Source organism: Cellulomonas sp. NPDC089187, assembly GCF_040685135.1.
Classification (GTDB): Bacteria; Actinomycetota; Actinomycetes; order Actinomycetales; family Cellulomonadaceae; genus Cellulomonas.
In genome coordinates, this window is sequence record NZ_JBFBHI010000004.1 from 242,509 (window position 1) to 266,199 (window position 23,691).

The window sequence follows — 23,691 nt, forward strand, 5'->3', positions numbered from 1 at the left end:
GGCGCCCCCGTCCACACCGGACGGGGGCGCCTCATCGTTCCTGGTCGGTGTCCGACAGCCCTCAGCGTGACCCGTCGTTCTCGCGCCGACCGGCCTCGCGGAGCGCCCGCCCGCGGCGCACATCCTCTTCCCGCTTCGCCTGCTTCTTGTCGCTGGCCCGCGTGTCCCGCGGCGGAAGCTGAATGGTCTGCTCCGCCGCGATGCCGCCCTGAAGCTCCCGACCCCGCTCGATCTCCGCGTCCAGCTCCGCACCGAACAGCAGCGCCACGTTCGTGATCCACAGCCAGAGCAGCATGATGATCACCCCGGCGAGCGACCCGTAGGTGCTGCCGTACGACCCAAAGTTCGCCACATAGATCCCGAAGCCGAGCGACGCCAGGATCCAGACCACCACCGCGACCAGCGCCCCGACGCTCATCCAGCGGAACTTCGGCTGACGGACGTTCGGGGTGGCGTAGTACAGGATCGCCACCGCGAGGATCACCAATGCCAGCACCACCGGCCACTTGGCGATGTTCCACACCGTGACCGCCACCGCGCTGAGCCCGATCGCCTCCCCCACCTGCTCCGCGATCCCGCCGGAGAGCACCACCGCGACCACGATCACCACCGCGAACAGCACCAGCACCAGCGTCACGACCAGCAGCACCGGACGCAGCTTCCAGATCGGCCGACCTTCGTCGATCTCGTACACCCGGTTCATGCCCCGGCTGAACGCGGCGACGTACCCGGAGGCAGACCAGAGCGCCACCACCAGGGAGATCACGAAGGTCAGCCCGGCACCCGGCGAGTTGGTGAGGTTCTCCAAGATCGGTTTGAGCGTGTCCTGGGCGGAGTCCTGCCCGACGATGCCCGACGCGGTCGACACCAGGTCCTCGACCAGCCGCTGACCGTCACCGACCAGCCCCAGGATCGACACCACCGCCAACAGCCCGGGCGCCATCGCCAGCACCGTGTAGTACGTCAACGCCGCAGCCAGGTCCGTGCACTGGTCGTGGCCGAACTCCCGCACCGTGGTGCGCAGCACGTAGGCCCACGATCGCGTGGTCAGGTCGTCCGGCGAGTCGGGCTTGCGCGGGTCGTCCGGTGCGGGAGCGGAGCTGGCCCGCTCGGTGCTGGTCTGATCGTCCGGTGCCATGACGCCTCCTGCGCGGTCGGGTCCGACAGCCAGCGTGAACCGGCGGCGTCGGCCCCGCCACATGAACGACGAAGGCCCGGGATCGTGATGATCCCGGGCCTTGTCTGCTGTGCGCCTGGAGGGACTCGAACCCCCAACCTTCTGATCCGTAGTCAGATGCTCTATCCATTGAGCTACAGGCGCGCCACCCCGAGGGGCCGCGGATGAGACTACCGGTTCACGCCCTCCAACCCAAACCGGTCACCACGTCAGACGGGTCACACTCACCCGAGGCCCACTCGACACCAGACTCGGCGACCGCCAGTGGGCGGCCACTCGATGCCCCACTCGCCGCCCAGCCGTGCGGCGAGTTCGGTGCGGTGGCTGATCTGCCGCATGCGACTGGGGTCCCGGACGCCGACCAGCGCACCCTCCGCACGCAGGTCGAGTTCCAGGAGCAGCCGGTCGTCGGCGTGGGTGCAGGCCACCGCCTCGCGGATCAGCTCGGTGGCCACCAGTCGCACCCGGGGCCGCTGCTCGGCCGGGATACCCGCAAGCGCCAGGCACCGGTCGACCCACTGGCGGCCTGCCGCGGCGGCGCGGGGGCCGGCAGCGAGTTCGATCGCCCGGTGGGGACGCTCGGTGTCCATCCGCGCGGGGGCGGATGGCAGCGGCACGACGACGGCGGCAGCGGACATGAGGGCTACTCGACCTCAGGCGGCGGCCTGGTAGTCGCGCCACAGCTTGCGCGCCACGACGGCCACCAGTCCGGTCACGGCGACGGCGGTCACCAGCTTCTTCATGCGCTGCTCCGATTCCCTGAGACGCCCGGGTGGCGTCGATGGGATCGAGTCTGTCCCGGAATGGGTGCGTGGCGGATCAGCCTGGAGGATCGTTCTGGGGTCGTCCTCGGGGAGGACTTCTCCGGCCACGGAGTGCCCCGTTTGGAGGATGACGGCCCGGCCACCACGCGGTGGATGTCCGGAGCCACCCGCGCGACGGTCATGCCCGTCGACACGAAACCCCGCCCCAGGACATCCCGGAGCGGGGTTCGACGAGGGTGAGACCCTCGGAAGCGGAGACGGTGGGATTTGAACCCACGGAAGGGTTGCCCCTTCACGACCTTAGCAGGGTCGCGCACTAGACCTGACTATGCGACGTCTCCAAGCTGGCCCAGCGTACCTGGCGCCCGCACTCACCGGCAAAGCGCGCGCACCCCCCCGGACGGCGGGCACTACTCAGCGTTCGAAGGCCCACTCCCGGTCGCTGACCATCCGGGCCACCGCGAGCCCGATGCAGAGCGCGATCACCACCAAGCCGGCCTGCACTCCGTAGGCCAGCGCGGAGGTGGTGTCGCCGTTGGAGAGGAAGAAGATCGCCCGGTAGGCGGCCGCACCCGGGACCATGATGACCACCGCGGGGACGGAGACCGTGATTCGGGGGACGCCCATCCGGGGCGCGATCAGCGCGGCGAGCACCCCGACCAGGAGGGCGGCACCTGCGGCGGCGGCTTGAACCGGCACATCGGCGTCGACCAACAGCAGTCGTCCGGTGTTGGCGACCATCCCTACCACGGCGGCGGCCAGTGCCATCCGGCCGGGGCTGTTGAACATCAGCGCGAAGCCGAGCACCCCGACAAAACTCGCCACCAGGCGCAGCGCAGTCATCACCGCGGGGTCAAAGGTCGGTGCCACCGCGGGCTCCGGGGACAGCCCCGCCACCATCGACACGCCCCACACCGCGAGCGCCGCCGAGGTCAGCACCACCAGCGCGTAGGACAGCCGGGCCACCCCCGCGGAGAAGTCGAGTTTGGCCAGGTCCAACCCGCCGGTGACCAGCGGGAACCCGGGGATCAGGAACAGCACCGCGGAGATGTACCCGGCCGCGTGCCGGGCCTCGGTGGCACCCAGCTCGTGCACCAGCGAGACCACACCGAGGTAGGCCAGGCACGCCACGGCGGCGGCGACCATCGTCACGCCGAACTGGTTCAACCCGCGATGCAGCAGCAACCGTCGCACCAGCTGGCCGAGCCAGGCACCGATGAACACCGCACCCATCTCCACCGGGCCGCCGTTGTTGAGGAACGCGAAGGCCGCACAGGCGATGGCTGCCCACAGTGCGTTGACCACCGGGCGGTAGAGCAGTGGCTTGGACTCGATCCGGTCCAGCTCGGCGGTGACCTCGTCCACGGTGGCCTGTCGCCCGACCAGCGATCCGGCCAGGTGTTCCAGTTCGGACAGCCGGTCGGCGTTGATCCCGACGCTGCGGACCTCGGTGACCTCGGTGCGGAAGGAGTTGCCCCGGTGCGAGGTGGTGGTGATCTCGGTCAGGGTGACATGCGCCTGGTGCCGGTCGATACCGAGCGCCCGTGCCACCCGGGCCATCGAGGACTTCACTCGGTAGGAGCCGGTGCCGGCGGACAGGCTGAGGCGACCGACGCGCAGGGCGACGCCGGACTGACGGATCAGTTCAAGCTCGTCATCGGTGGGCTGAGTGGGCACCGCACCATGATGACGGTCCGGATCAGCGACCACCGGGACCCCGGGCCCGGCTACCGCCGCACTGGGCAGTGGTCTCGATCACCCGACCGGCGTGCTGGCGGCGCTCGCCTCAACCGGCCGGAAGGGCGGCATCCATCGCCGCTAGCACCATGCCTTCGATCGGCGCTGGCTGCGTACCGGGCCCGCCGAGGTCGAGGTCGGTGACCTCCGGACCGGTCTGCGCGATCACCACCCGGACAAAGTCGGACAGCGCCGAGGTCACTGCGGTGCGGACCGCGGGGTCGGAGCACTCGCGTGCCAGGCGCTGGAGGTCGGTCACCACCTGGCCTGCCGCCGCGGTCTGCGCGGGTGTGCCGCCGAAGGGCATCCCACTGCGGGCGAAGAGCTGCTGCACCCGGCTCAGGCGCACCCACTCGGCGAGGGAGGCCTCCACTGAGCCACGCAGTCCCTCGGGGCCGTCGCCCTCACCGTGCAACTCGTCACGGTCGAGGAACCGCCGTTCACCCGCCTCCTTCGGCTCCGTGCGGAGTTCGGTGCGGTCACCGAGCACGATCCACACCTGGCGGGTTCCGGCTGGGAACTCCCCGTCCACCCATACCTCGGCCGGGTAGTCACCGGCAGGTATCGAGAGCTGGGCCAGCATCGCCCCCGCGCGGACCTGGCAGCCGTGCCCGCCCACCCGCAGCACCGTCTGGTGCACCCGTGTCCCCTCAGCGGGTGGGTGGGTGTCGAGCGTGATCGTCAGGGCGGCATCCGCCGGGACCGCGGCCCCGACCCGGAACGCGGGGGTGGGCGGCACCGCAACCGCCAGGATGGGACTGTCCTCGGTGACCCACCCGTCAGTGGAGGTCCACTCGGGCTCGTCCTGCATCGTGGTGTCCGCGAGGACGACTCCGTCCCAGCGACGGACCGGACCGGGGACACGCATGACCAGGGGGAACATCCGAACAGGATGTCAGACCGCCCCGCCAGCGGTCATAATCCCGGCGTGACCGTGACCCGCTGCCCCTGTCTGAGCGGCCAGCCCTATGACGACTGCTGTGGCCGGTTCCACCGCGGGGAGGCCACCGCCCCCACCGCTGAGCAGCTGATGCGCTCGCGATTCAGCGCCTTCGCGGTGAACGACGCCGATTACCTGCTGGCGACCTGGCATCCGCGCACCCGCCCGGCAATGCTGGAGCTCGACCCGGCGGATCGTTGGTATCGGTTGGATGTGCACGCCACCGAGCGCGGCGGGCCCTTCGACGATGCGGGGCTGGTGGAGTTCACCGCCTATCACCGTGGGCCCTCCGGCGCGGGGACACTGCACGAGGTCAGCCGGTTCGTCCGAGAGGACGGGCGCTGGCTGTACCTGGACGGGCAGGTCGGCTAGTCGGCCTCCGACTCGATCAGCAGTGTGGTCGGACCGTCATTGACCAGCGACACTGCCATGTCCGCGCCGAACACCCCGGTCTCCACCCGCAGACCGCGGCTGCGGAGATCCGCCACCACCGCATCCACCAGGGGCTCGGCCACCGGTCCGGGTGCGGCGGCGTTCCAGGTCGGCCGTCGACCCTTCCGCGCGTCGCCGTAGAGGGTGAACTGGCTGATCACCAGCACTGGGGCCTGGGCCTCGGTCACCGAGCGCTCACCGCGCAGCAGCCGCAGGTCAGCGATCTTGCGGGCGATGTGCTCGACCTGCGCCGGTCCGTCGCCGTGGGTGACCCCGACCAGGACGACCAGCCCCTCCCCCTCGAAGGCACCGACCACGGCACCGTCGACACTGACCGAGGCACCTGCCGCACGCTGGATCACCGCTCGCATCCGTCGATGCTAACGACGCGACCGGCCAGGTCAGAACGCCGGGACGACCGCCCCCACCGGCTCGCCGTGGCCGAGCACCGGCACCGTGCCGAGCGCGTCCAGCTCAGCGATGTCCACTCCGGGCAGGTCCAGCGCCCCGGCAACCCGGAGTGCGGCCGCCAACACCGCTGGCCGCGGCCGCGCTCCGCCGTCGACGATCTTGAACGCCAGGGACGCACCATTCGGCAACCCAGCGGCGTAGACCCCGTCCGCACCGTCCTTGGCGACCAGACCGGGCACCGCCTGCATCGCCCGGGTCACATCCCGGCCGGTGCCGCCGACCAGCTCCGGGTGCTCGCTCATCGCGAGTGCGACCTGGGCCTCGGGCAGCGCGGCCACGTCGACGCCGGACTGCGCGGAGAAGGCCGCACCCGCACGGGCGATCCGACCGAAAGCCTTGGCCAGACCGGTCAACGAGGTGGAGAACAGCGGGGCTCCGCAGCCGTCGATGGTGGTGTGCTCCACCGGCACCCCGGTCAGCTCCTCCACCGCGGCGATCAGCGCCACCTGCAACGGGTGCTCGGGCTCCCAGTACGAATCGGTGTCCCAGCCGAACTCGTCGTCGTGTGCGGCGGTGGTCATCAGCATCGCCGCATGTTTGCCGGAACAGTTCTGGGTGATCGACGCCGCGCCGTGCCCCGCGGTGCGCCAGGCGAAGGCGGCGTCAGGGTCCAACGGCATGTCGGGAGTGTTCGCCAGGTCGTCCTCGGTCAACCCGGCGGCGTCGAGCATGCCGCGGACGATGCGCAGGTGCTCGTCCTCCCCGTTGTGTGAGGCGCACGCCAGTGCGAGCTGCTCACCGGTGGGGTGCACGCTGCTCAGTCCGGCGCGCAGCATCCCGACCGTCTGCAACGGTTTGAGTGAGGACCGGGCCAGCAGGGTCACCCGCGGGTCACCCAGGGCCAGCAGCACCTGACCGTCGGGGTCGAGCACCACCAGGTGCCCGGAGTGCACGGACTCCACCAGGTCACCGCGGACCACCCGGGCCAACGGCACCGCCCTGGTCGCCACGTCCTCGGAACCGATCACGGCTGCGGCGGCGTGCAGGCGCTCGGCGAACTGCGGTCCGCCCGGACGGATCCCCGGCATCGTCACCACCCGCCCCGGCTCGACCCGCCGCGACGACCGCCGCCGGAGTAGCCGCTGACCGCAGGCTTCACGTCCACCAGGTAGACCGCCGCGGCGACAGCGGCCAGCAACGCCAGGAACCGCAGCGCCCCGAGCGGAGGCAACGCGATGAAGGAGACCCCGGTGGCCACCCCGAGCACGATCAACCAGAGCTGTTTGGTGCGCTTGCCCGCCGCGACGAACGCGCCGGCCGGTCGCCGCGCGGCGTCGATCAACGCCCACAGGGACAACGCGAAGATCGCGAGGTAGAACAGGCCGAAGAGGGCTACTTGCACGCTGCCGAAGATCACGTGTAGAGCCTACGGGTCAGATCTCCGGCAGCGCCTCGTGAGCCTGCGCGGAGTCGACGCCGCTGGCCTCCAGCAGATCCACCACCAGGGAACGGATCAGCAGCACCAGGGACTGCACCTGCCAGTCGTCCGGGGCCAGCCGGAACGGGTCCAGCTCCTCGGCGAGCACCAGCAATCGGGTAGCGGACCGGACAGGCTCTGAGCCGGAGCCGAGGGCGGCGGCCAGATCCTCCGCGGCCAGGGCGGTGCGCTGCACGATGTCCGCCACCGCATCCAGGTCGTGGGTGTGCTCCGGGGTGCCGAGGGTGGCCAGTCCGCGGCGGGCCAGCACCCGGGCGTTGCGGACCGCGCGATCCACCCGGACCGCCGAGCGGTTCAACCACTGCAACTCGATCCGGTGCCGACGGGCTGCCGGGGAGACCCGGGCCAGGTCACGGGCGGCGGCGCAGGCGTCCTGCCATTCGGCGAGCGCGGGTTCGGTGGCTCGGCCGCGCATCAGAGCGTCCTCGATGTCGGTGGCCTTGTGCGTGCGCATGCCGCGGGCCAGCACACCGAGCATCGCGGCCAGCTCCTCCACTGCGGTGCGACCCTGCGCCCGAGGTCGACGGCGCACGTCCCGGGGGATCAGCGCCGCGACCGCCAACGCGACCAGACCGCCGACCACCGCATCCGTCCAGCGCCCCACCGGCCCACCGGAGGCCGCCACCGTGGGCAGCCCGACGATCACGATGGCCTGCACCCCGGCCTGGGTGGTGAGCATCGGGCCGCGGTCGATGAACCGGGCGATCAACGCCGCCACCGCCAGCACCGCGGCCACCTGCCACGCCCCGGTGCCGATGATGTGCACCACCACATCGCCCAGCGCCACGCCGAGCGCCACCCCGACCGCGAGCTCGGCGACCCGGCGCAGGTCACGGTCCGCGCTGAATCCCAGTGCAACCCAGGCGCTCACCGGCGCGAAGAACGGTGCCGCGTGCCCCAGGACCTCACCGGCGATCAGGTACGCCACCCCGGCGGCGACCACTGCCTGCATGACCGGCCAGAACGCGGAACGCACCCGGGACCAGCCCTGACGGACCCGGGCCTCCAGCGCGATCCGGGCCCGGCTCTGACGGTCGATGCTCACAGCATCGGGTGGCCGCCCAGACCGCGGGTCAACGGTCCGTGCGCCGCCGGGCGGTCGACGGACACGCCCTCACCCGGCACGATCTCTTCTTGCCCGGCGGACACCGCGCCGCCGTCGCAGTCCACCACCAGCTCCACGTCCACCGGGGTGGAGCGTTTGACCACCGCCAACGCCACCGGCCCCAGCTCGTGATGGCGGGCCACAGTGGTCACCCGACCGACCTCGCGCCCGGCTTCACCGCCGGTGGGCAGGTCGCCGACCAGGCGGACCGTCGCCCCCGCCTCGGGCAGCAGATGCCCCGACCCGTCCAGGTGCAGCAGCACGATCCGGCGCGGAGGACGACCCATGTTGTGCACCCGGGCGATGGTCTCCTGCCCGCGGTAGCAGCCCTTGTGCAGGTGCACTGCGGTGCGCAGCCAGTCCAACTCGTGCGGGATGGTCCGGTGATCGACCTCGTGGCTGAAGCGTGGACGCAGCGCCTCCACCCGCATCGCCTCTGCGGCCCAGGTGCCGACCAGCGGCCAGCCCGCGGCCTCCCGTGCGGCGACCTCCTCGGCCACCTGCTCACGGGGCACCAGCACTAGTCGCCAGACGCGGTCCGCGCCGGGGTGTGCGTCGTCCGCCGGGCCGTACCGGGTGCCACCGGGCGCGGTGGTCGGCCACGGGTCACGCCAGGTGATCGGCTCACCCTCGGCCCCTTCAGCCGCTACTGGCTCGGCCAGGGCCGCCCAGTCGGCGGTGACATCCGCGACCTCGACCCGCAGCATGAACCGCATCCGGTCCAGCCAGGCCGCCAGCTCCGGGGCGGTCTCGGTGAACAGCCAGGTGCTCTCCCCGTCGTCGACGACACCTGCCGCGTGCTCGATGTGCCCATTCGGGCTGAGCACCAGCGTCTCGGTGCTGGTGCGCGGGGGCAAGCCCTCGAGTTGCTGGGAGGTGATCGAGTGCAGCCAGCTCAGCCGGTCCGGGCCGGTGACCCGCACCACGCCCAGGTGGGACTGGTCGACCACCGCGCCGCCCCGGGTCAATGCCCGCTGCTCGGCGGTGGGGTCGCCGTAGTGCCAGGCCACCCCCTCATCCGGCCCGGTGGCGGGAACCGCACCGTGCCGCGCCAGCAGCGGACTGGTCATCACTGCGCCCGGGTCAGACGGGCCGAGGCGTAGGACTGCATCGGCTGGCCGAAGGCCGCCAGGTCGTGCGCCCACATCAGCTCGCCATTGACCAGCCCGAGCAGGCGCTTGCCCGCGGTGACCTCCGCGCCGGTGGCGGTGCGGGCGATCAGGTCGCTGACCAGGTCGATCCGCCCGTTGCCGGTCGCACCCACGTAGACGTCGACGTGGCCGGACGGGTCCGCCAGCAGCAGCTCCACCGGGAACAGCTCCGAGCCCATCCCCTCCGGGCGCTCCGGCGGAATCCGCCAGTAGCCGGATTCGGTGGACCAGACCGGTGCGGGCTGCTCGTCCTCGAGCGCCGACACATCGTCCGGGGCCTCCACCAGGCGGATCACCGAACGGTAGGACAGGTACAGGCCACCGTCGTGGTCGACCTCGATCTCCTGGGTGAAGGCGGTCTCCTCCACACCGGGGTAACCGAGCACACCCTCGCCGGACCAGCGTCCGACCAGCCAGGACAGCGGGTACAACTCCGGGGCGAGCCCCTCGGGGATGGTGAAGGCCATCAGCGCTGACCGGCGAACAGGCGGTAGACCACGTAACCGGCGAACCACGCGATCGCCACCGACGCGGCGACCAGCAGGCCGATGAAGACGAGTTCCAGAGGCGTCATGCCCCGATCCTAACGACGGGCGGAAGCCCTCACCCGATCAGCACGCGACCGGCCAGGTAGACCAGGATGCCGGTCACCGCCACCGGCAGCACCGCCACCGCACCGAGCACCGCCCGGTCAGGGCTCTCCCCCTCGTGATCCAGCCGCCGGAACAGTTCGGTAGCCGCGGCGACCAGGATGCCCACCGCCAGTCCGAGCAGCACCCCGGAGACCAGCCCGACCTCGCCCAGGGACACGCCGACCACCGCACCGGCCGCCGTCGATCCGACGACCACGGCACCGACCCGGACCCACCCGGCGAACGGGAACGCACTGATCGCCGAACCCACCGCGAGCGCCACCGCCCCGGTGACCACCACGGCGTCCCCGGCCACGGTCCGTTCCGCAGCCAGCCAGCCCACCGAGCACACCGGGACCAGCGCACCGGCCACGGTCCCGGCCACCGACTCGACCAGGCGTTCGCGCCCGTCCCGGCGGACCAGCTCGGCGATGAAGGCGGCCAACACCACCCCGGCGAACACCGCGGGCACCTGGTTGAGCATCGCCTGCTCGCGGGACAGCCAGACCGCGATCACCGCCGCGGTGCCGCCGAGGGCGATCACCGTCGCGGAGTGCCACCGGGCCGGCAGCCCGGCGACCAGCGGCCAGCCCAGCGCGAAGAGCCCGCCCAACACGATCAGCAGTCCGGCGAGCACCGGACCGGTGTGTCCGGCCAGCTCGAGGTTCCCCACGACGCCGGCGACCGCTACCAGGGTCGCCAGCACCGCCGAGGTCACGGCACGATTCGACGCCTGCACGCCCGCCATCCTGACAGACTCGGCCGTGGGTCCCGTGCAGGCCGTCCGGTGGAACTCCGTGTCCGGCGCGTGACATCCCGGTCACCTCCAGGCAAACACCGGGGGTTATCGTGTCCCCCACTTCGGCACAGGGAGGGGAGCCGCCAGTGGCTGATCTGCTACTGCTCACGCCCGCGTCCGGGGGGTCGTCCCAGGTGCTTCCGGCGCTCGGTCTGCTGTCCCATCGGGTCCGCGTCCTGCCGGTCGAACCCTCCGCACTGGTGGACGCTCCTGACGCAGACATCGTGGTGTTGGACGCCAGACGCGATCTGGTCACCGCCCGCACCACCTGTCGACTGCTGCGCGCTACTGGGCTCACCGTGCCCCTGGTGCTGGTCCTCACCGAGGGCGGGCTGACCGTGGTCACCGCCGAGTGGGGCGCCGATGACATCGTGCTGGAGTCCGCCACCCCCGCGGAGGTGGAGACCCGGTTCCGGTTGGTGATGGAGCGCGCGGCCACCGCCCAGTCGGACGACGGCCCGCAGGAGATCTCCTCCGGGGAGCTGACCATCGACGCCGGGGGGTACACCGCCCGGCTGCGTGGACGCCCGCTCGACCTCACTTACAAGGAGTTTGAGCTGTTGAAGTACCTGGTGCAGCACCCCGGACGGGTGTTCACCCGGGCGCAGCTGCTCCAGGAGGTCTGGGGCTACGACTACTACGGCGGCACCCGCACGGTCGACGTGCACGTGCGCCGGTTGCGGGCCAAGCTCGGACCCGAGCACGAGCAGCTGATCGGCACCGTCCGCAACGTCGGCTACCGCTTCGACCCGCCGAAGGACCGGCGGGCACCCGAGGTCACAACCGAGGTGCCCGCGGACGCCTAGACTCGTCCGCGGTGTGCCGGGAAGTCTGGTCGGCGGTCACGTCGTCGACCCATCGGAGAATCCCCGCATGTCCACTCTTTTCGGCCGCCTCACCCCTGGTGGTGAGCGCAACTTCCTCGACACGCTGCGCGCTGAGCGCACCGGCGGCGTCCTGCTGCTGATCGGGGCGGTCGCCGCCCTGGTCTGGGCGAACTCCCCGTGGGCCGAGTCGTACCGCGCCGTCTCCGAGACCGTGATCGGCCCGTCCGCGCTGCACTTGGACCTGTCGATCGCCGACTGGGCGAAGGACGGGCTGCTGGCGATCTTCTTCTTTGTCGTCGGGGTGGAACTCAAGCGGGAGATCGTCGACGGCGAGCTGCGCCGGGTGCGGACCGCCATCGTCCCGGTGGTCGCGGCGATCGGCGGCATGGCCGTGCCCGCACTGCTCTACCTGGCGGTCAACGCCGGTGGTGCCACCCAGGGGTGGGCGGTGCCGACCGCCACCGACATCGCCTTCGCGGTGGCCGTCCTCTCCGTGGTCGGGCGCAGCCTGCCCGCCTCGCTGCGTGCATTCCTGCTCACCCTGGCCGTGGTGGACGACCTGCTCGGCATCATCGTGATCGCCACCGTCTACACCGACTCGCTGGATCTGGTCTGGCTGGTCGCGTCCTTCGCTGTGATCGCGGTCTTCGGCATCGTCGTGCGGACGCGGTTCGCCACGACCGCTGCGGGCTCGGTGGTGCTGATCGCGCTCGGTGTAGTGGCCTGGGCCCTGATGCACGCCTCCGGGGTGCACGCGACCATCGCCGGGGTTGCGCTGGGGATGACCGCCCCGGCACTCGCCCGGGCCGGGGAGTCCCACAGCATGGCCGAGCGGTTGGAGCACCGGTGGCGTCCGGTGTCGGCGGGGCTGGCAGTGCCGGTGTTCGCGCTGTTCGCGGCAGGCGTGAGGATTAACGGTGACGTGATCTCCGCGTCGCTGACCGATCCGGTCGCCCAGGGCGTGGCGCTGGGCCTCGTCGTCGGCAAGCCGCTCGGCATCCTGGGTGCGACCTGGCTGGTCGCGACCTTCACCAAGGCCCGGTTGGCCGAAGACCTGTACTGGCGCGATGTCGCCGCAGTGGGTGCGCTGGCCGGGATGGGGTTCACCGTCTCGCTGTTGATCGGGGCGTTGGCCTTCGGTGAGGGCAGCGAACACGACCAGCACCTGACGGTCGCGATCTTGTTCGGCTCGCTGCTCGCGGCGGTGATCGGTGGCACCGCCCTAGCCCTGCGTGACCGGCACCACCGCGCGATCGCCGAGTCCCAGTCGGCCTGACCCCGGGAGGGGGTAGGTTCGCCTGCGATGACCGTCGACTCCTCCGCCCTGCTGCTGGACGGCCCGTGGCGACACCAGTTCGTCCCGGCCAACGGTGGACGCTTCCATGTCGCCACCGCCGGACCCGAGGACCGGGACGCCCCCCTGGTGCTCCTGCTGCACGGGCTGCCCCAGCTGTGGTGGGCCTGGCACCACCAGATCCCCGCCCTGGCCGAGGCCGGGTACCGGGTGGCGGCGATGGACCTGCGCGGCATCGGCGGCTCGGATAAGCCACCGATCGGCTATGACATGCCGACGCTGACCCAGGACGTGGCCGGGGTGATCCGCTCGCTGGGCTGCGAACGCGCGGTGATCGTCGGACAGGGGGTCGGTGGCGGGGACGTGGCCTGGGCGATGCCCGCCTACCAGCCGCAGCTCACCACCGCGGTGGCCGCGCTCAGCTCCCCGCATCCGCTGCAACGACTCGGCGACCCCCGACGGGGACTGCGCGCCTCGGCGCTGCGGCACATCGCCGGGTTCCAGCTGCCGGCGCTGCCGGAGCGGTCGCTGGCGCACCGGGATCTGGTCGGCACCCTGCTGCGCGAATGGGGCGGCTCGCGCTGGCCAGATTCGGAGTCGCTGACCGTGTACCGCCGCGCCGCCCAGATCCCCTTCGCCGCGCACTCGGCGATGGAACAGGTGCGGTGGCTGTACCGGTCATGGTTCCGCGCGGACGGTCGTCGGCATGCGACCGCACTGCGGGAGGCCCCGAGTGTGCCGACCCTGCAACTGCACGGCGGCGAGGACGGCTGCTACGCGATGTCCCGGGCGGTGGCCACCGGTCGGGTCGCCGGGCGACTGGGCGCGGGCTACCGGTTCGAGCTGGTCGGTGGGGCCGGGCACTTCCTGGCCGAGGAGCAGCCGGAACGGGTGACCACCCTGCTGCTCGACTGGCTCGACGGGCTGCGCTGACCCGTCAGACCAGTGACGACGGGCAGTCGCGGGTGATCGGGCAGTTCGCGCAATCCGGTCGGCGCGCCAGGCAGCACCGTCGCCCGTGGAAGATCAGCCGATGGCTCACCAGCGTCCACTCCGCACGGGGGATCAGCGCGGCGATGTCCTGCTCCACCCGGACCGGGTCCTCCTGCACCGTCCAGCCCAGTCGCCGCGCCAGCCGACCGACATGGGTGTCCACTGTGATCCCGGGTATCCCGAAGGCGTCGCCCAGCACCACATTGGCGGTCTTGCGGCCCACACCGGGCAGCGTGACCAGGTCATCCAACCGCGCGGGCACCTCACCGGCGTAGCGCTCCACCAGGGCCTGACCCAGTCCCTGCACTGACCGCGCCTTGGCCCGGTAGAAGCCCAGTGGCCGCAGGATCTCCTCCAGCTCCTCGCGGTCGGCACCGGCATAGGCGGCGGCATCGGGGTAGCGGGCGAAGAGCGTCGGCGTCACCGAGTTGACCCGGACGTCGGTGGTCTGCGCGGACAGCACCGTCGCCACCAGCAGCTCCAGCGGCGTACGGAAGTCCAGCTCGCACCGGGCGTCGGGGTAACGCTCGGCCAGCGCACGGTTCACCCGGCGGGCGCGGCGGACCAGGGCCAGCTCGGGGCGCGGAGTGCTCATCCGGGCAGCGTAGAGGGGGCAACGGCTGCCGTCCCCACACCCCGGTCGGTGCCGGCGCTCGGGATGTGGTTCACCGCCCGGTCACCTCCACGCGGCCGGATGGGGCACACTGAGGCCATCGCAGTTCCCGGTGAGAAAGGTTCCGCAGGTGGAGGACGACGTCGTACTCTCGGCGCCCCTGTTCGTGAATATGGACCAGGAGGCGTCCCGCGCGCTGATCGCCTCCATGCAGCCCGTGCATGTCGCCCGGGGTGAGGTGCTGTTCCACGAGGGCGAGCCCGGTGACCGGCTGTATGTGATCCGCACCGGCAAGATCAAGCTCGGTCGCCGGTCCAGCGATGGCCGGGAGAACCTGCTCGCGGTGCTCGGCCCCGGTGAGATGTTCGGTGAGCTGTCGCTCTTCGACCTCGGCCCGCGCACGGCCACGGCCACCGGCGTGGCCGACGCCGTGGTGATGGAGCTGGGTCACCCCGAGCTTGTCGGCTGGCTGGAGCAGAACCCCGGTGTGGCCAAGCACCTGCTGGCCGCGCTGGGCCGTCGCCTGCGCCGCACCAACGAGGCATTGGCCGACCTGGTGTTCGCCGATGTGCCCGGCCGCGTGGCCAAGGCGCTGCTCGACCTGTCGACCCGCTTCGGTCAGCAGACCGACGAGGGCATCCGGGTCGCGCACGACCTCACCCAGGAGGAGCTGGCCCAGCTGGTCGGGGCCTCCCGTGAGACGGTCAACAAGGCGCTGGCGGACTTCGCCGCCCGCAAGTGGGTCCGTCGGGAGGGCCGGGCGATCGTCCTGCTCGACATGGACCGGCTGGAACGCCGGGCCCGCTGAACCCCGCTTCACACGAGAGCCCCGGTGCCAGCTGGCACCGGGGCTCTCGTGTGTCGACAGGAGGCGCGATGTCAGTCGGTGACCTCGACGACGATCTCCACCTCGACCGGGGAGTCCAGCGGCAGCACCGCGACCCCCACCGCGGACCGGGCGTGCACCCCGGCCTCGCCGAAGATCTGCCCCAGCAGCTCGCTGGCACCGTTGATCACTCCGGGCTGACCGGTGAAGGACGGATCGCTCGCGACGAACCCGACCACCTTCACCACCCGCGCCACCCGGTCCAGATCCCCGTCCAGCTGCGCGGCCACCGCGGCGACCGCGTTCAGCGCACAGGCCGCGGCGAGCTCCTGCGCGGTCTCGGCGGAGACGGCAGCGCCGACCTTGCCGGTGACCGGCAGCTCACCGCCGACGAAGGGCAGCTGACCCGAGGTGTGGATCAGGTTCCCTGTGCGCAGGGCGGGCACATACGCGGCGACCGGCGCGGCCACCTGGGGCAGCTCCAGCCCCAGCTCCGCGAGCCGCGCGAGGACCCGGCCGCTCACTTCTCCCCCGTCGGACGCTTGAGGTAGGCGACCAGTCCGGTCTCGGACTGCAGCACGGTGACCAGCTCCCAGCCGTCCGATCCCCACTGGTCGAGGATCGCCTTGGTGGCATGGACGATGAGCGGGACGGTCGCGTATTCCCAGGTGGTGGTGGCCATGACGGTCACCCTAGCCGGGCGACGCATCGGGTCACAGGGACAGAACGTCCGCGCTGCTCAGCAGCTCGACCTTCCAGGACTCGACCTCGGGATGGCGGCGCAACAGCGCGCGGCGCTCCCGTTCGGTCATCCCACCCCACACGCCGAAGTTCGCCCGACAGTCCAACGCGTCGGCCAGACACTCCAACCGGACCTGGCACTCCTGGCACACCGCGCGGGCGTCCCGTTGCGCCTTGCCCTCGACGAACAGATCGTCCGGCTCCACCCGTTCGACACCGGCACCCGACCCGCAGGCCGCGAACGCCGTCCAATGACCGTCCACCACGGACATGCCATCCCCCTCATGCACACTTCCCCTACGGGGACGCCCGGTCCGAGTGCGGCCAGCCCGGAGCAGGCAGTGTCCCCCTGCCTCCGGCGACGGTACCCAACCGAGTCGTCCCACGTCACCACCCATGTGGCTCACCAAACACGCACAGACCGGTGTGCAGGTCCGGTGCAGGTCGCTTGAAAGCCGCAGAACGTCGTGGAGTGGGGTCGGTGCGCTCCCGTACCCTGGCGAGCATGCCTTCTCCCTCGCCGTCCCGCAGCCGGCAGATGACCGCTGGCCAGGCGGTGGCGCTGTTCATGGCGTTCCTGCTCGCCTCCGGCATCGGTGGCCTCCTGGCCGCCGGGCTCGCACTGCCCACCGTGGCGATGGCCAACAGCGCCACCGACCTTGGCGTCCAGGCCTTCGAGGACCTGCCCAGCGAGTTGGAGCAGAAGCCGCTGTCGGAGAAGTCCGTCGTGCTCGCCGCGGACGGCACGCAGCTGGCCGAGTTCTGGGCCGAGAACCGCGAGGTGGTCACCCAGGACCGGATCTCCGAGCAGATGCAGAACGCCGTGATCGCCACCGAGGACCGCCGGTTCTACCAGCACGGCGGCATCGACCCCACCGGCACGCTGCGCGCGGCAGTGGCGAACTTCAGCGGTGGCTCCACCCAGGGTGGTTCCACGCTCACCCAGCAGTACGTGAAGAACGTGCTGATCGAGAGCGCGATCCGGGAGGGCGACTTCGCGGCGGCGGAGGCGGCCCGGGAGGCGGACGGCACCGAGGGGTACGCCCGCAAGCTCCGCGAGGCGAAGCTGGCCATCGCGCTCGAGAAGACCATGACCAAGGACGAGATCCTCACCGCGTACCTGAACATCGCGCAGTTCGGCATCTCCACCTACGGCGTCGAGGCCGCGGCCCAGCGGTACTTCAGCAAGCCCGCCGCGGAGCTGAACTACCTCGAGGCCGCCACCATCGCCGGGATCACCAACAGCCCGACCCTCTACGACCCGGTCAAGAACCCGGACAAGTCCGAGGGCCGTCGTAACACCGTGCTGTTCCTCATGCACGATCAGGGCTACATCACCGACGAGGAGTACGAGGCCGGTAAGGCCACCCCGCTGGGCGACACGCTGCACATCTCCGAGCCCAAGTCGGGCTGTATCGCCGCCGAGGCCGTCGTGGCCGGTGCCGGGTACTTCTGCGACTACGTCACCAACGTGATCAAGAACGACCCCGCCTTCGGTGAGACCAAGGAGGAGCGTCAGGATCTGCTGCTGCGCGGTGGACTCACCATCACCACCACTCTGGACATCCGGGTGCAGACCGCGGCGAACGACGCCGTCAAGGGCAGCGTCCCCGTCAACGACCCCTCCGGGGTCGGCCAGGCGATGAGTGTGGTCGAGCCGGGCACCGGGCAGATCAAGGCGATGGCCCAGAACCGCGACTTCAACAACGCGGAGACGGTCGAGGCGGGTCAGACCGCGGTCAACTACAACACCAGCTACGAGTACGGCGGTTCGACCGGCTTCCCGCCCGGGTCGACCTTCAAGGCCTTCACGCTGTTGCAGTGGCTCAAGGACGGACACGCACTGACCGAGACGGTCAACGGCGCGGTGCGGACCCTGAACACCAACCAGTTCACTGCCTGTGGTTCCCGGCTGGGGAACAGCACCTACAAGGCGGGCAACGCCGAGGGCAACGGCGGCATGATGAGCGTGCTCAACGCCACCCAGAACTCGGTGAACCTGGCCTACCTGTCGATGGCGATGCAGCTGGACCTGTGCGACATCATGAACGGTGCCGCCGAGCTGGGTGTGGTGCAGGCGGGTAACGGTGAGCCGTTCCAGGCGTTCCCGGCCAACGTGCTCGGCTCGGACTCCACCACCCCGCTGGCAATGGCCGGTGCCTACGCCACCTTCGCCTCTGGCGGTGTCTACTGCTCTCCGATCGCGATCACCGCGGTCCAGGACGCCTCGGGGGCCGACCTTCCGGTTCCGACCGCGGGCTGCAAGCAGGCCATCTCCCCGGAGGTGGCCAACGCCATGGCCTACGCGATGGGCAATGTGTGGAGCGGAACGGGTAAAGGCATCGGCACCCCCGCCTACGAGGCGGCCGGCAAGACCGGCACCACCAGCCACAACGAGCACACCTGGTTCGCGGGGTACACCCCCCGCCTGGCCACCGCGGTCTGGGTCGGCCACCCGGACTCGATGACCCCGATGCAGCGGGTCACGATCAACGGCAGGTACTACCCCAGCGTGTACGGCGCGACGATCGCCGGGAAGACCTGGAAGGCCGCGATGGACTCCGTCCTGTTGGACGGCAGCCCGAACCCCGCCTTCGGCGAGGCCAACACGAATGAGATCTACGGCGCCCCGGTGGCGGTGCCCTCGGTGATCGGCCTGGATGTCGACACCGCACAGCAGCAGTTGGTGGCCGCCGGATTCGGCGTGCAGACCGGCGAGCCGCAGTACTCCGAGCTGCCGGTGAACACCGTGCTCGACCAGAGCCCCAGCGGCTCCGCCACCCCCGGGTCAATGATCACGGTCATCCTGTCCCAGGGCCCGGACCCGGCCGCCCAGCAGCCCGCCGACCCCGCAAACCCGAACCCCGCCGAGGCCAACCGACCGAACCAGGGCCCGGGCAACGGGAACAACGGCTAGTGTCCTCCCGCCTTGCTCGCGGACTGGGCGCAGCAGCCGTCGCCGGTGCTGGGGCACTCGCCTGGGGCACCCTGGTCGAGGCCCGCTGGTACACCTTGCGCGAGTTCACCGTCCCGGTGCTCGCGCCCGGCTCCACACCGCTGCGCATCCTGCACCTGTCTGACCTGCACCTGACCCCCGGTCAGCAGCGCAAGGTGGACTGGGTGCGCGACCTGGCCTCGCTGCGTCCGGACCTGGTGATCGACACCGGGGACAACTGGGCACACATCGACGCGATGCCGGCCCTGCTGCACGCGCTGGAACCACACCTGGCCACGCCCGGCGCATTCGTCTGGGGCTCCAACGACTTCTTCGCACCGTCACCCAAGAACCCGGCGCGTTATCTGCTGCCCGACGCGCGAGTGCAGCGGGATACCGCCCCGACCGAGCTGCCCTGGCGGGAACTCGGACGGCACCTGACCTCCGCCGGGTGGATCGATCTGGACAACCGGCGGGACGCGCTGACCGTCGACGGTCGGCGGATCAGCCTGGTGGGCACCAATGACGCGCACCTCGACCTGGACCGGTTCCCCGGCCCGGAGGGCGACATCCGACCGACCGCACACCGCGACCAGCCCGCCGGCCCCGCCCGGGTCTCCGGGGAGCTGGTCGACCTGCACCTGGGTGTGACACATGCGCCCTACCGTCGGGTGCTGAACGCCATGCTGGAGGACGACGCGGACCTGATCCTCGCCGGGCATACCCACGGCGGCCAGCTCGCGGTCCCCGGGTACGGCGCGCTGGTCACCAACTGCGATCTGGATCGGGGGCGGGCCAAGGGCCTGCACGGGTGGCCCGGCGCGCGCCCCGATGCCGCGCACGGCACCGACTCGACGTGGTTGCACGTGTGTGGCGGGCTGGGCACATCGCCCTATGCACCGGTGAGGTTCGCCTGCCGGCCGGAGGCGGCGCTGCTGACGCTGGTGCCCGCGAGCTGACGCGAGCCCGGGGCACGATGGCCCTGAGTGGCGCAACCGACAGGAGGTCGGTTAACGGGCATCACCTGTTGTCCGGTATGCTGACTCGGCACCACGGGGTGTGGCGCAGCTTGGTAGCGCGCCTCGTTCGGGACGAGGAGGTCGTGGGTTCGAATCCCGCCACCCCGACGTGATGCGGAAGGGCCGGTACCGCAAGGTACCGGCCCTTCGTGCGTTTCCCCGCGGGTCCGCGCTGGTCTGCCGGGTCGGGGCATCGGGCGACGCCGGGCTCCGATTGCTGGATCAGGTCCGACCCGCTCAGGCTCCGTGTGTCACGTCAGCCGCAGTGCGCTGCGGGCCGCGGTGCTCGGCGGCGACCCGGAACCGGTCACGCCCCGCGGCCTTGGCCCGATACAGCGCCACATCCGCGGCGGCCAGGGCGGCACCCGGCGGCGTGTCCGGGAAGACGGTCGCGATCCCGGCCGAGAACGTCACATCGGTGCGCACCTCAGCCCACTCCGTGCGCAGCGCCCGAAGCATGGCCATCGCCTGGACGGAGTCGGTGCGGGGCAGCAGCAGCACGAACTCCTCCCCGCCGTATCGGGCCGCATAGTCGCGCCGGCGCAGGTGCTGGTCGAGCAGGTGCCCGAATCCGCTGAGCACGGCATCACCTGCGGTGTGACCGAGGGAGTCATTGACCTGCTTGAAGTGGTCGAGGTCCAGCAGCACCACTGTGTCGCCGGGTTGCACGGCGGCCAGTCGCTCCTCCAGGTCGCGACGGTTTCCCAGTGCGGTGAGAGCGTCGGTCCGCGCGTCCCGGCGCAGGCGCGTGTGCACCTCGCGCTGGTAGGCGGCAGTCAGGGCGAGGATCTGGGCGATGCCCCACCAGATCACGCCATAGATCGCCAGGCGCACCCCGGCCCGGGAGTCAAAGATCGGCAGCATCGCGCTGTAGGCGACCAGCGCGGCCGGCACCATACCGAGCGCGATCCGGCCAGGGTGGAACAAGCCGAGGTAGACGAAGCACAGCGGGATCAGCCCGAGGTAGGCACCCGCGGCGTCCCGGGTGCCGAGCCCGATCACGGACAGCGCCACCAGCGTCAGGGCGGGGAAGATCAGCGTCGCCGGGGTACGGCGCGACCAGCGCAGCAGCAGACTGACCGCGGCGGTTGCCAGCAGTCCGCCGGCGCAGGCGGCGACCAGGGCCAGCTCCCGCCCGTTCAGCCCAAGCAGGGACATCGTCACCACGATGACCAGAGCGCAGAAGGTCACCAGCACGCGTCCACCGGCGACGGCGTAACCCCCGACGCGCAACCACGCCGGAACGTGGTTCAGCAGTCGGGTGACGGTGGGGACGGCCAGCACGGACTGCTCAGTCCGCGGCCCGGAGTCGCGGAGGGAAGGCACACCCGTGTGATCGGCGGCCGAGCGACCCGACTGAACACGACTGCACGCAATCCGCGCACAGTCCTGAGCTTCGGGCGTGAACAGCCGGATCAGGCAGCGCGGCGAGCCGCAATCAGCTCGGCGATCTGCACCGCGTTCAGCGCGGCTCCCTTGCGCAGGTTGTCGTTGGAGATGAACAGCACCAGGCCCCGACCGTCCGGCACCGACCGGTCCTGCCGGATTCGACCGACCAGCGCCGGGTCCGCACCTGCGGCCTGCAACGGCGTCGGCACGTCGACCAGTCGGACCCCGGGGGCGTCGGCCAGCACCTGCTCGGCGTGCTCGGGGCTGATCGGCCGGTCGAACTCGGCGTGGATCGACAACGAGTGCCCGGTGTACACCGGCACCCGCACACAGGTCCCGGCGACCAGCAGGTCGGGCAGGTGCAGGATCTTGCGAGACTCGTTGCGGAGCTTCTGCTCCTCATCGGTCTCCCGCGAACCGTCGTCCACCAGGTTCCCGGCGAAGGGCAGCACGTTGAAGGCGATGGGTGCGGTGTACTTCACCGGGTCAGGGAAGGTCACCGCGCTGCCGTCGTGCACCAGCGCCAGCGTGTTCTGGGTGACGGCGGCCCGGACCTGGTCCTCAAGCTCCTGCGCACCGGCCAGACCGGAGCCGGAGGTGGCCTGGTAGGTCGACACGATCAGGCGGCTGAGTCCGGCCTCGCCGTCCAGCACCTTCAGCGCGGCCATCGCAGCCATCGTGGTGCAGTTCGGGTTGGCGATGATGCCCTTGGCGGCGGAGTCGACGTCCTCCGGGTTCACCTCGGAGACGATCAGCGGGACCTCCGGGTCCATCCGCCAAGCCGAGGAGTTGTCGATCACGGTGACCCCAGCAGCGGCGAACCGCGGTGCCTGGGCCTTGCTGGTGGCACCCCCGGCGGAGAACAGCGCGATGTCCAGACCGGTGGGATCGGCGGTGGCGGCGTCCTCCACCACGATGTCCTCCCCGCGCCAGGGCAGGGTGCTCCCGGCGGAGCGGGCGGAGGCGAAGAACCGGATGCTGGCGACCGGGAAGTTCCGCTCCTCCAACAGGCGACGCATCACGGCACCGACCTGGCCGGTGGCACCGACGACTCCGACGTGCAATCCGGCACGTGTCGGCGTACTCATCGTCCCGTCCCTCCATAGACCACGGCCTGGTCCTCGTCACTGTCCAAATCGAAGGCGGTGTGCACCACGCGGACTGCCTCATCCAACTGGTCGGCGCGGGTCACCACCGAGATCCGGATCTCCGAGGTGGAGATCATCTCGATGTTGATCCCGGCATCCGACAGTGCCGCGAACAGCCGGGCGGAGACGCCGGGGTGCGACTTCATGCCCGCGCCGATCAGCGAGAGCTTGCCGATGGTGTCGTCGTACTGCAGCGAGCTGTAGCCGATGTCCGGCTGGTGCTCGGTCAGTGCGGCGATGGCGATGGTGCCGTCGTCGGCGGGCAGCGTGAAGGAGATGTCGGTGCGGCCGGTGGTCGCCACCGAGACGTTCTGCACGATCATGTCCAGGTTGGCACCGGAGGCAGCGATCACCTCGAAGATCCGGGCGGCCTTGCCGGGCACATCAGGCACGTCGACGATGGTGATCTTGGCCTCGCTGCGGTCGTGCGCGACGCCGGCGATGATCGGCTGCTCCATCATTGCTGCTCCTTCGGGGTCAGTGACCAGGGTGCCGGTGTGCGCGGAGAACGACGAGCGCACATGCACCGGCACGCCGTAGCGCCGGGCGTACTCGACGCAGCGCAGCATGAGCACCTTGGCTCCGCTGGCCGCCATCTCGAGCATCTCGTCGTAGCTGATCCGATCGATCTTGCGGGCGGAGGGCGCGATGCGCGGGTCGGCGGTGAACACCCCGTCGACATCGGTGTAGATCTCGCAGACGTCGGCACCAAGCGCGGCCGCGAGCGCCACCGCGGTGGTGTCCGATCCGCCCCGGCCCAGGGTGGTCACGTCATTGGTGTGCTGGGTGACGCCCTGGAACCCGGCGACGATGGCCACCGCGCCGTCGTCGAGGGCGGTGCGAATCCGGGACGGGCTGACGTCGATGATCCGGGCCTTGCCGTGCACCTCGTCGGTGATGACCCCGGCCTGCTGCCCGGTGAAGGACTGCGCCTCGACGCCCAGGTTGCTGATCGCCATCGCCAACAGCGACATGGAGATGCGCTCCCCGGCGGTGAGCAGGATGTCCATCTCCCGCGACGGCGGCAGCGGGGTGACCTGCTGGGCGAGGTCGATCAGCTCATCGGTGGTGTCACCCATCGCGGAGACCACCACAACCACGTCGTCCCCGGCGCGCTTGGCCTCCGCGATCCGCTTCGCGACGCGCTTGATCGAGTCGGCGTCGGCAACCGACGAACCGCCGTACTTCTGCACGATGAGGGCCACGTCTGGGGACTTTCGGCTCGGATGGATCGGCGCGCGGCACACGCCCGCGGAGAGT

General features: G+C 70.8%; 25 protein-coding genes and 3 tRNA genes. 8 read left to right on the forward strand and 20 right to left on the reverse strand.

Translation table 11 applies throughout. The annotated features are described in order from the left end of the window. Nucleotides 1-61: 61 nt before the first annotated feature. The 6 genes from AB0N78_RS12355 to AB0N78_RS12380 all read right to left on the reverse strand — a co-directional run bounded on the left by AB0N78_RS12355 (nucleotide 62) and on the right by AB0N78_RS12380 (nucleotide 4,561). Complete coding sequence (locus tag AB0N78_RS12355; protein ID WP_363390488.1) at nucleotides 62-1,138, reverse strand: YihY/virulence factor BrkB family protein; 1,077 nt, start codon at nucleotides 1,136-1,138, stop codon at nucleotides 62-64. Between the two features lie 110 nt (nucleotides 1,139-1,248). Further along, a tRNA-Arg gene (locus AB0N78_RS12360) sits at nucleotides 1,249-1,321 on the reverse strand. Nucleotides 1,322-1,401: 80 nt separating this feature from the next. Further along, on the reverse strand, nucleotides 1,402-1,815 hold the full coding sequence (locus AB0N78_RS12365) for a hypothetical protein (RefSeq protein ID WP_363390491.1): 414 nt from the start codon (nucleotides 1,813-1,815) through the stop codon (nucleotides 1,402-1,404). A gap of 378 nt (nucleotides 1,816-2,193) precedes the next feature. Then, nucleotides 2,194-2,282: transfer RNA gene (locus AB0N78_RS12370), tRNA-Ser, on the reverse strand. Between the two features lie 73 nt (nucleotides 2,283-2,355). After that, nucleotides 2,356-3,618 (reverse strand): threonine/serine exporter family protein, encoded by a 1,263-nt coding sequence (locus tag AB0N78_RS12375; protein WP_363390494.1) that lies wholly within the window; start codon nucleotides 3,616-3,618, stop codon nucleotides 2,356-2,358. Between the two features lie 109 nt (nucleotides 3,619-3,727). Further along, on the reverse strand, nucleotides 3,728-4,561 hold the full coding sequence (locus AB0N78_RS12380; protein ID WP_363390497.1) for a hypothetical protein: 834 nt from the start codon (nucleotides 4,559-4,561) through the stop codon (nucleotides 3,728-3,730). Nucleotides 4,562-4,606: 45 nt separating this feature from the next. Here AB0N78_RS12380 and AB0N78_RS12385 point away from each other — a divergent pair, with 45 nt between their 5' ends. Continuing rightward, entirely contained in the window at nucleotides 4,607-4,990 is a 384-nt protein-coding gene (locus AB0N78_RS12385; protein WP_363390500.1) for a YchJ family protein, read from the forward strand. Here AB0N78_RS12385 and dtd read toward each other — a convergent pair. The 7 genes from dtd to AB0N78_RS12420 form a co-directional block, all read right to left on the reverse strand. Beyond that, complete coding sequence (gene dtd / locus AB0N78_RS12390) at nucleotides 4,987-5,421, reverse strand: D-aminoacyl-tRNA deacylase (protein ID WP_363390503.1); 435 nt, start codon at nucleotides 5,419-5,421, stop codon at nucleotides 4,987-4,989. The genes AB0N78_RS12385 and dtd overlap by 4 nt on opposite strands. 30 nt (nucleotides 5,422-5,451) lie before the next feature. Continuing rightward, entirely contained in the window at nucleotides 5,452-6,549 is a 1,098-nt protein-coding gene (locus AB0N78_RS12395) for an asparaginase (RefSeq protein ID WP_363390506.1), read from the reverse strand. A gap of 2 nt (nucleotides 6,550-6,551) precedes the next feature. Continuing rightward, entirely contained in the window at nucleotides 6,552-6,878 is a 327-nt protein-coding gene (locus AB0N78_RS12400) for a DUF2516 family protein (protein WP_363390509.1), read from the reverse strand. Between the two features lie 16 nt (nucleotides 6,879-6,894). Further along, on the reverse strand, nucleotides 6,895-8,004 hold the full coding sequence (locus AB0N78_RS12405) for an FUSC family protein (RefSeq protein ID WP_363390512.1): 1,110 nt from the start codon (nucleotides 8,002-8,004) through the stop codon (nucleotides 6,895-6,897). Beyond that, nucleotides 8,001-9,134 carry a folate-binding protein gene (locus AB0N78_RS12410; RefSeq protein WP_363390515.1) on the reverse strand — a complete coding sequence of 378 codons (1,134 nt, stop codon included), beginning with the start codon at nucleotides 9,132-9,134 and terminating at the stop codon, nucleotides 8,001-8,003. Before AB0N78_RS12410 ends, AB0N78_RS12405 begins: the two co-directional genes overlap by 4 nt. Beyond that, nucleotides 9,134-9,682, reverse strand: coding sequence for an FABP family protein (locus AB0N78_RS12415; protein ID WP_363390517.1), 549 nt, complete (start codon nucleotides 9,680-9,682; stop codon nucleotides 9,134-9,136). Before AB0N78_RS12415 ends, AB0N78_RS12410 begins: the two co-directional genes overlap by 1 nt. A 136-nt stretch (nucleotides 9,683-9,818) precedes the next feature. Next, nucleotides 9,819-10,595 (reverse strand): hypothetical protein, encoded by a 777-nt coding sequence (locus tag AB0N78_RS12420; RefSeq protein ID WP_363390520.1) that lies wholly within the window; start codon nucleotides 10,593-10,595, stop codon nucleotides 9,819-9,821. A 137-nt stretch (nucleotides 10,596-10,732) separates the two neighbouring features. Here AB0N78_RS12420 and AB0N78_RS12425 point away from each other — a divergent pair, with 137 nt between their 5' ends. The 3 genes from AB0N78_RS12425 (at nucleotide 10,733) to AB0N78_RS12435 (ending at nucleotide 13,700) form a co-directional block, all read left to right on the forward strand. After that, nucleotides 10,733-11,452, forward strand: coding sequence for a response regulator transcription factor (locus AB0N78_RS12425; RefSeq protein ID WP_363390523.1), 720 nt, complete (start codon nucleotides 10,733-10,735; stop codon nucleotides 11,450-11,452). A 67-nt stretch (nucleotides 11,453-11,519) separates the two neighbouring features. After that, nucleotides 11,520-12,749, forward strand: coding sequence for a Na+/H+ antiporter NhaA (nhaA, locus tag AB0N78_RS12430; protein WP_363390525.1), 1,230 nt, complete (start codon nucleotides 11,520-11,522; stop codon nucleotides 12,747-12,749). A gap of 27 nt (nucleotides 12,750-12,776) precedes the next feature. Next, nucleotides 12,777-13,700, forward strand: coding sequence for an alpha/beta hydrolase (locus AB0N78_RS12435; RefSeq protein WP_363390528.1), 924 nt, complete (start codon nucleotides 12,777-12,779; stop codon nucleotides 13,698-13,700). Nucleotides 13,701-13,704: 4 nt separating this feature from the next. Here AB0N78_RS12435 and nth read toward each other — a convergent pair whose 3' ends face one another. Beyond that, nucleotides 13,705-14,355 carry an endonuclease III gene (gene nth, locus AB0N78_RS12440; protein ID WP_363390531.1) on the reverse strand — a complete coding sequence of 217 codons (651 nt, stop codon included), beginning with the start codon at nucleotides 14,353-14,355 and terminating at the stop codon, nucleotides 13,705-13,707. Nucleotides 14,356-14,503: 148 nt separating this feature from the next. Between nth and AB0N78_RS12445 the strand changes: the two genes are divergently transcribed. Continuing rightward, nucleotides 14,504-15,181, forward strand: a complete 678-nt coding sequence (locus AB0N78_RS12445; protein ID WP_363390534.1) for a Crp/Fnr family transcriptional regulator — start codon at nucleotides 14,504-14,506, stop codon at nucleotides 15,179-15,181. A gap of 71 nt (nucleotides 15,182-15,252) precedes the next feature. Here the strand turns inward: AB0N78_RS12445 and AB0N78_RS12450 are convergent, their stop codons facing one another. Genes AB0N78_RS12450 through AB0N78_RS12460 form a run of 3 tightly spaced genes read right to left on the reverse strand, consistent with a single transcriptional unit; the run spans nucleotide 15,253 to nucleotide 16,212 of the window. Beyond that, nucleotides 15,253-15,723: a RidA family protein gene (locus AB0N78_RS12450; RefSeq protein ID WP_363390537.1), complete on the reverse strand. Its 471-nt coding sequence runs from the start codon at nucleotides 15,721-15,723 to the stop codon at nucleotides 15,253-15,255. Next, nucleotides 15,720-15,881 carry a hypothetical protein gene (locus tag AB0N78_RS12455; protein ID WP_168630258.1) on the reverse strand — a complete coding sequence of 54 codons (162 nt, stop codon included), beginning with the start codon at nucleotides 15,879-15,881 and terminating at the stop codon, nucleotides 15,720-15,722. The genes AB0N78_RS12450 and AB0N78_RS12455 overlap by 4 nt, the downstream gene beginning before the upstream one ends. A 31-nt stretch (nucleotides 15,882-15,912) precedes the next feature. Next, nucleotides 15,913-16,212, reverse strand: coding sequence for a WhiB family transcriptional regulator (locus AB0N78_RS12460; RefSeq protein ID WP_363390540.1), 300 nt, complete (start codon nucleotides 16,210-16,212; stop codon nucleotides 15,913-15,915). Nucleotides 16,213-16,445: 233 nt separating this feature from the next. On the opposite strand from AB0N78_RS12460, the gene AB0N78_RS12465 reads away from it, so the two are divergent. The 3 genes from AB0N78_RS12465 to AB0N78_RS12475 all read left to right on the forward strand — a co-directional run bounded on the left by AB0N78_RS12465 (nucleotide 16,446) and on the right by AB0N78_RS12475 (nucleotide 20,002). Beyond that, a complete protein-coding gene (locus AB0N78_RS12465; protein ID WP_363390543.1) occupies nucleotides 16,446-18,857 on the forward strand; it encodes a penicillin-binding protein in 2,412 nt (803 codons plus the stop codon). Further along, nucleotides 18,857-19,834 (forward strand): metallophosphoesterase, encoded by a 978-nt coding sequence (locus AB0N78_RS12470; protein WP_363390546.1) that lies wholly within the window; start codon nucleotides 18,857-18,859, stop codon nucleotides 19,832-19,834. The genes AB0N78_RS12465 and AB0N78_RS12470 overlap by 1 nt, the downstream gene beginning before the upstream one ends. A 94-nt stretch (nucleotides 19,835-19,928) precedes the next feature. Then, nucleotides 19,929-20,002, forward strand: a tRNA-Pro gene (locus AB0N78_RS12475). A gap of 129 nt (nucleotides 20,003-20,131) precedes the next feature. On the opposite strand, the gene AB0N78_RS12480 is transcribed toward AB0N78_RS12475, so the two are convergent. The 3 genes from AB0N78_RS12480 to AB0N78_RS12490 all read right to left on the reverse strand — a co-directional run bounded on the left by AB0N78_RS12480 (nucleotide 20,132) and on the right by AB0N78_RS12490 (nucleotide 23,636). Then, nucleotides 20,132-21,220, reverse strand: coding sequence for a GGDEF domain-containing protein (locus AB0N78_RS12480; protein ID WP_363390548.1), 1,089 nt, complete (start codon nucleotides 21,218-21,220; stop codon nucleotides 20,132-20,134). 89 nt (nucleotides 21,221-21,309) lie between these two features. Further along, the gene (locus tag AB0N78_RS12485) at nucleotides 21,310-22,371 is read right to left on the reverse strand and encodes an aspartate-semialdehyde dehydrogenase (protein WP_363390551.1); all 1,062 of its coding nucleotides are present in this window, start codon (nucleotides 22,369-22,371) and stop codon (nucleotides 21,310-21,312) included. Further along, entirely contained in the window at nucleotides 22,368-23,636 is a 1,269-nt protein-coding gene (locus AB0N78_RS12490) for an aspartate kinase (RefSeq protein ID WP_363390554.1), read from the reverse strand. Before AB0N78_RS12490 ends, AB0N78_RS12485 begins: the two co-directional genes overlap by 4 nt. Nucleotides 23,637-23,691 lie beyond the last annotated feature (55 nt).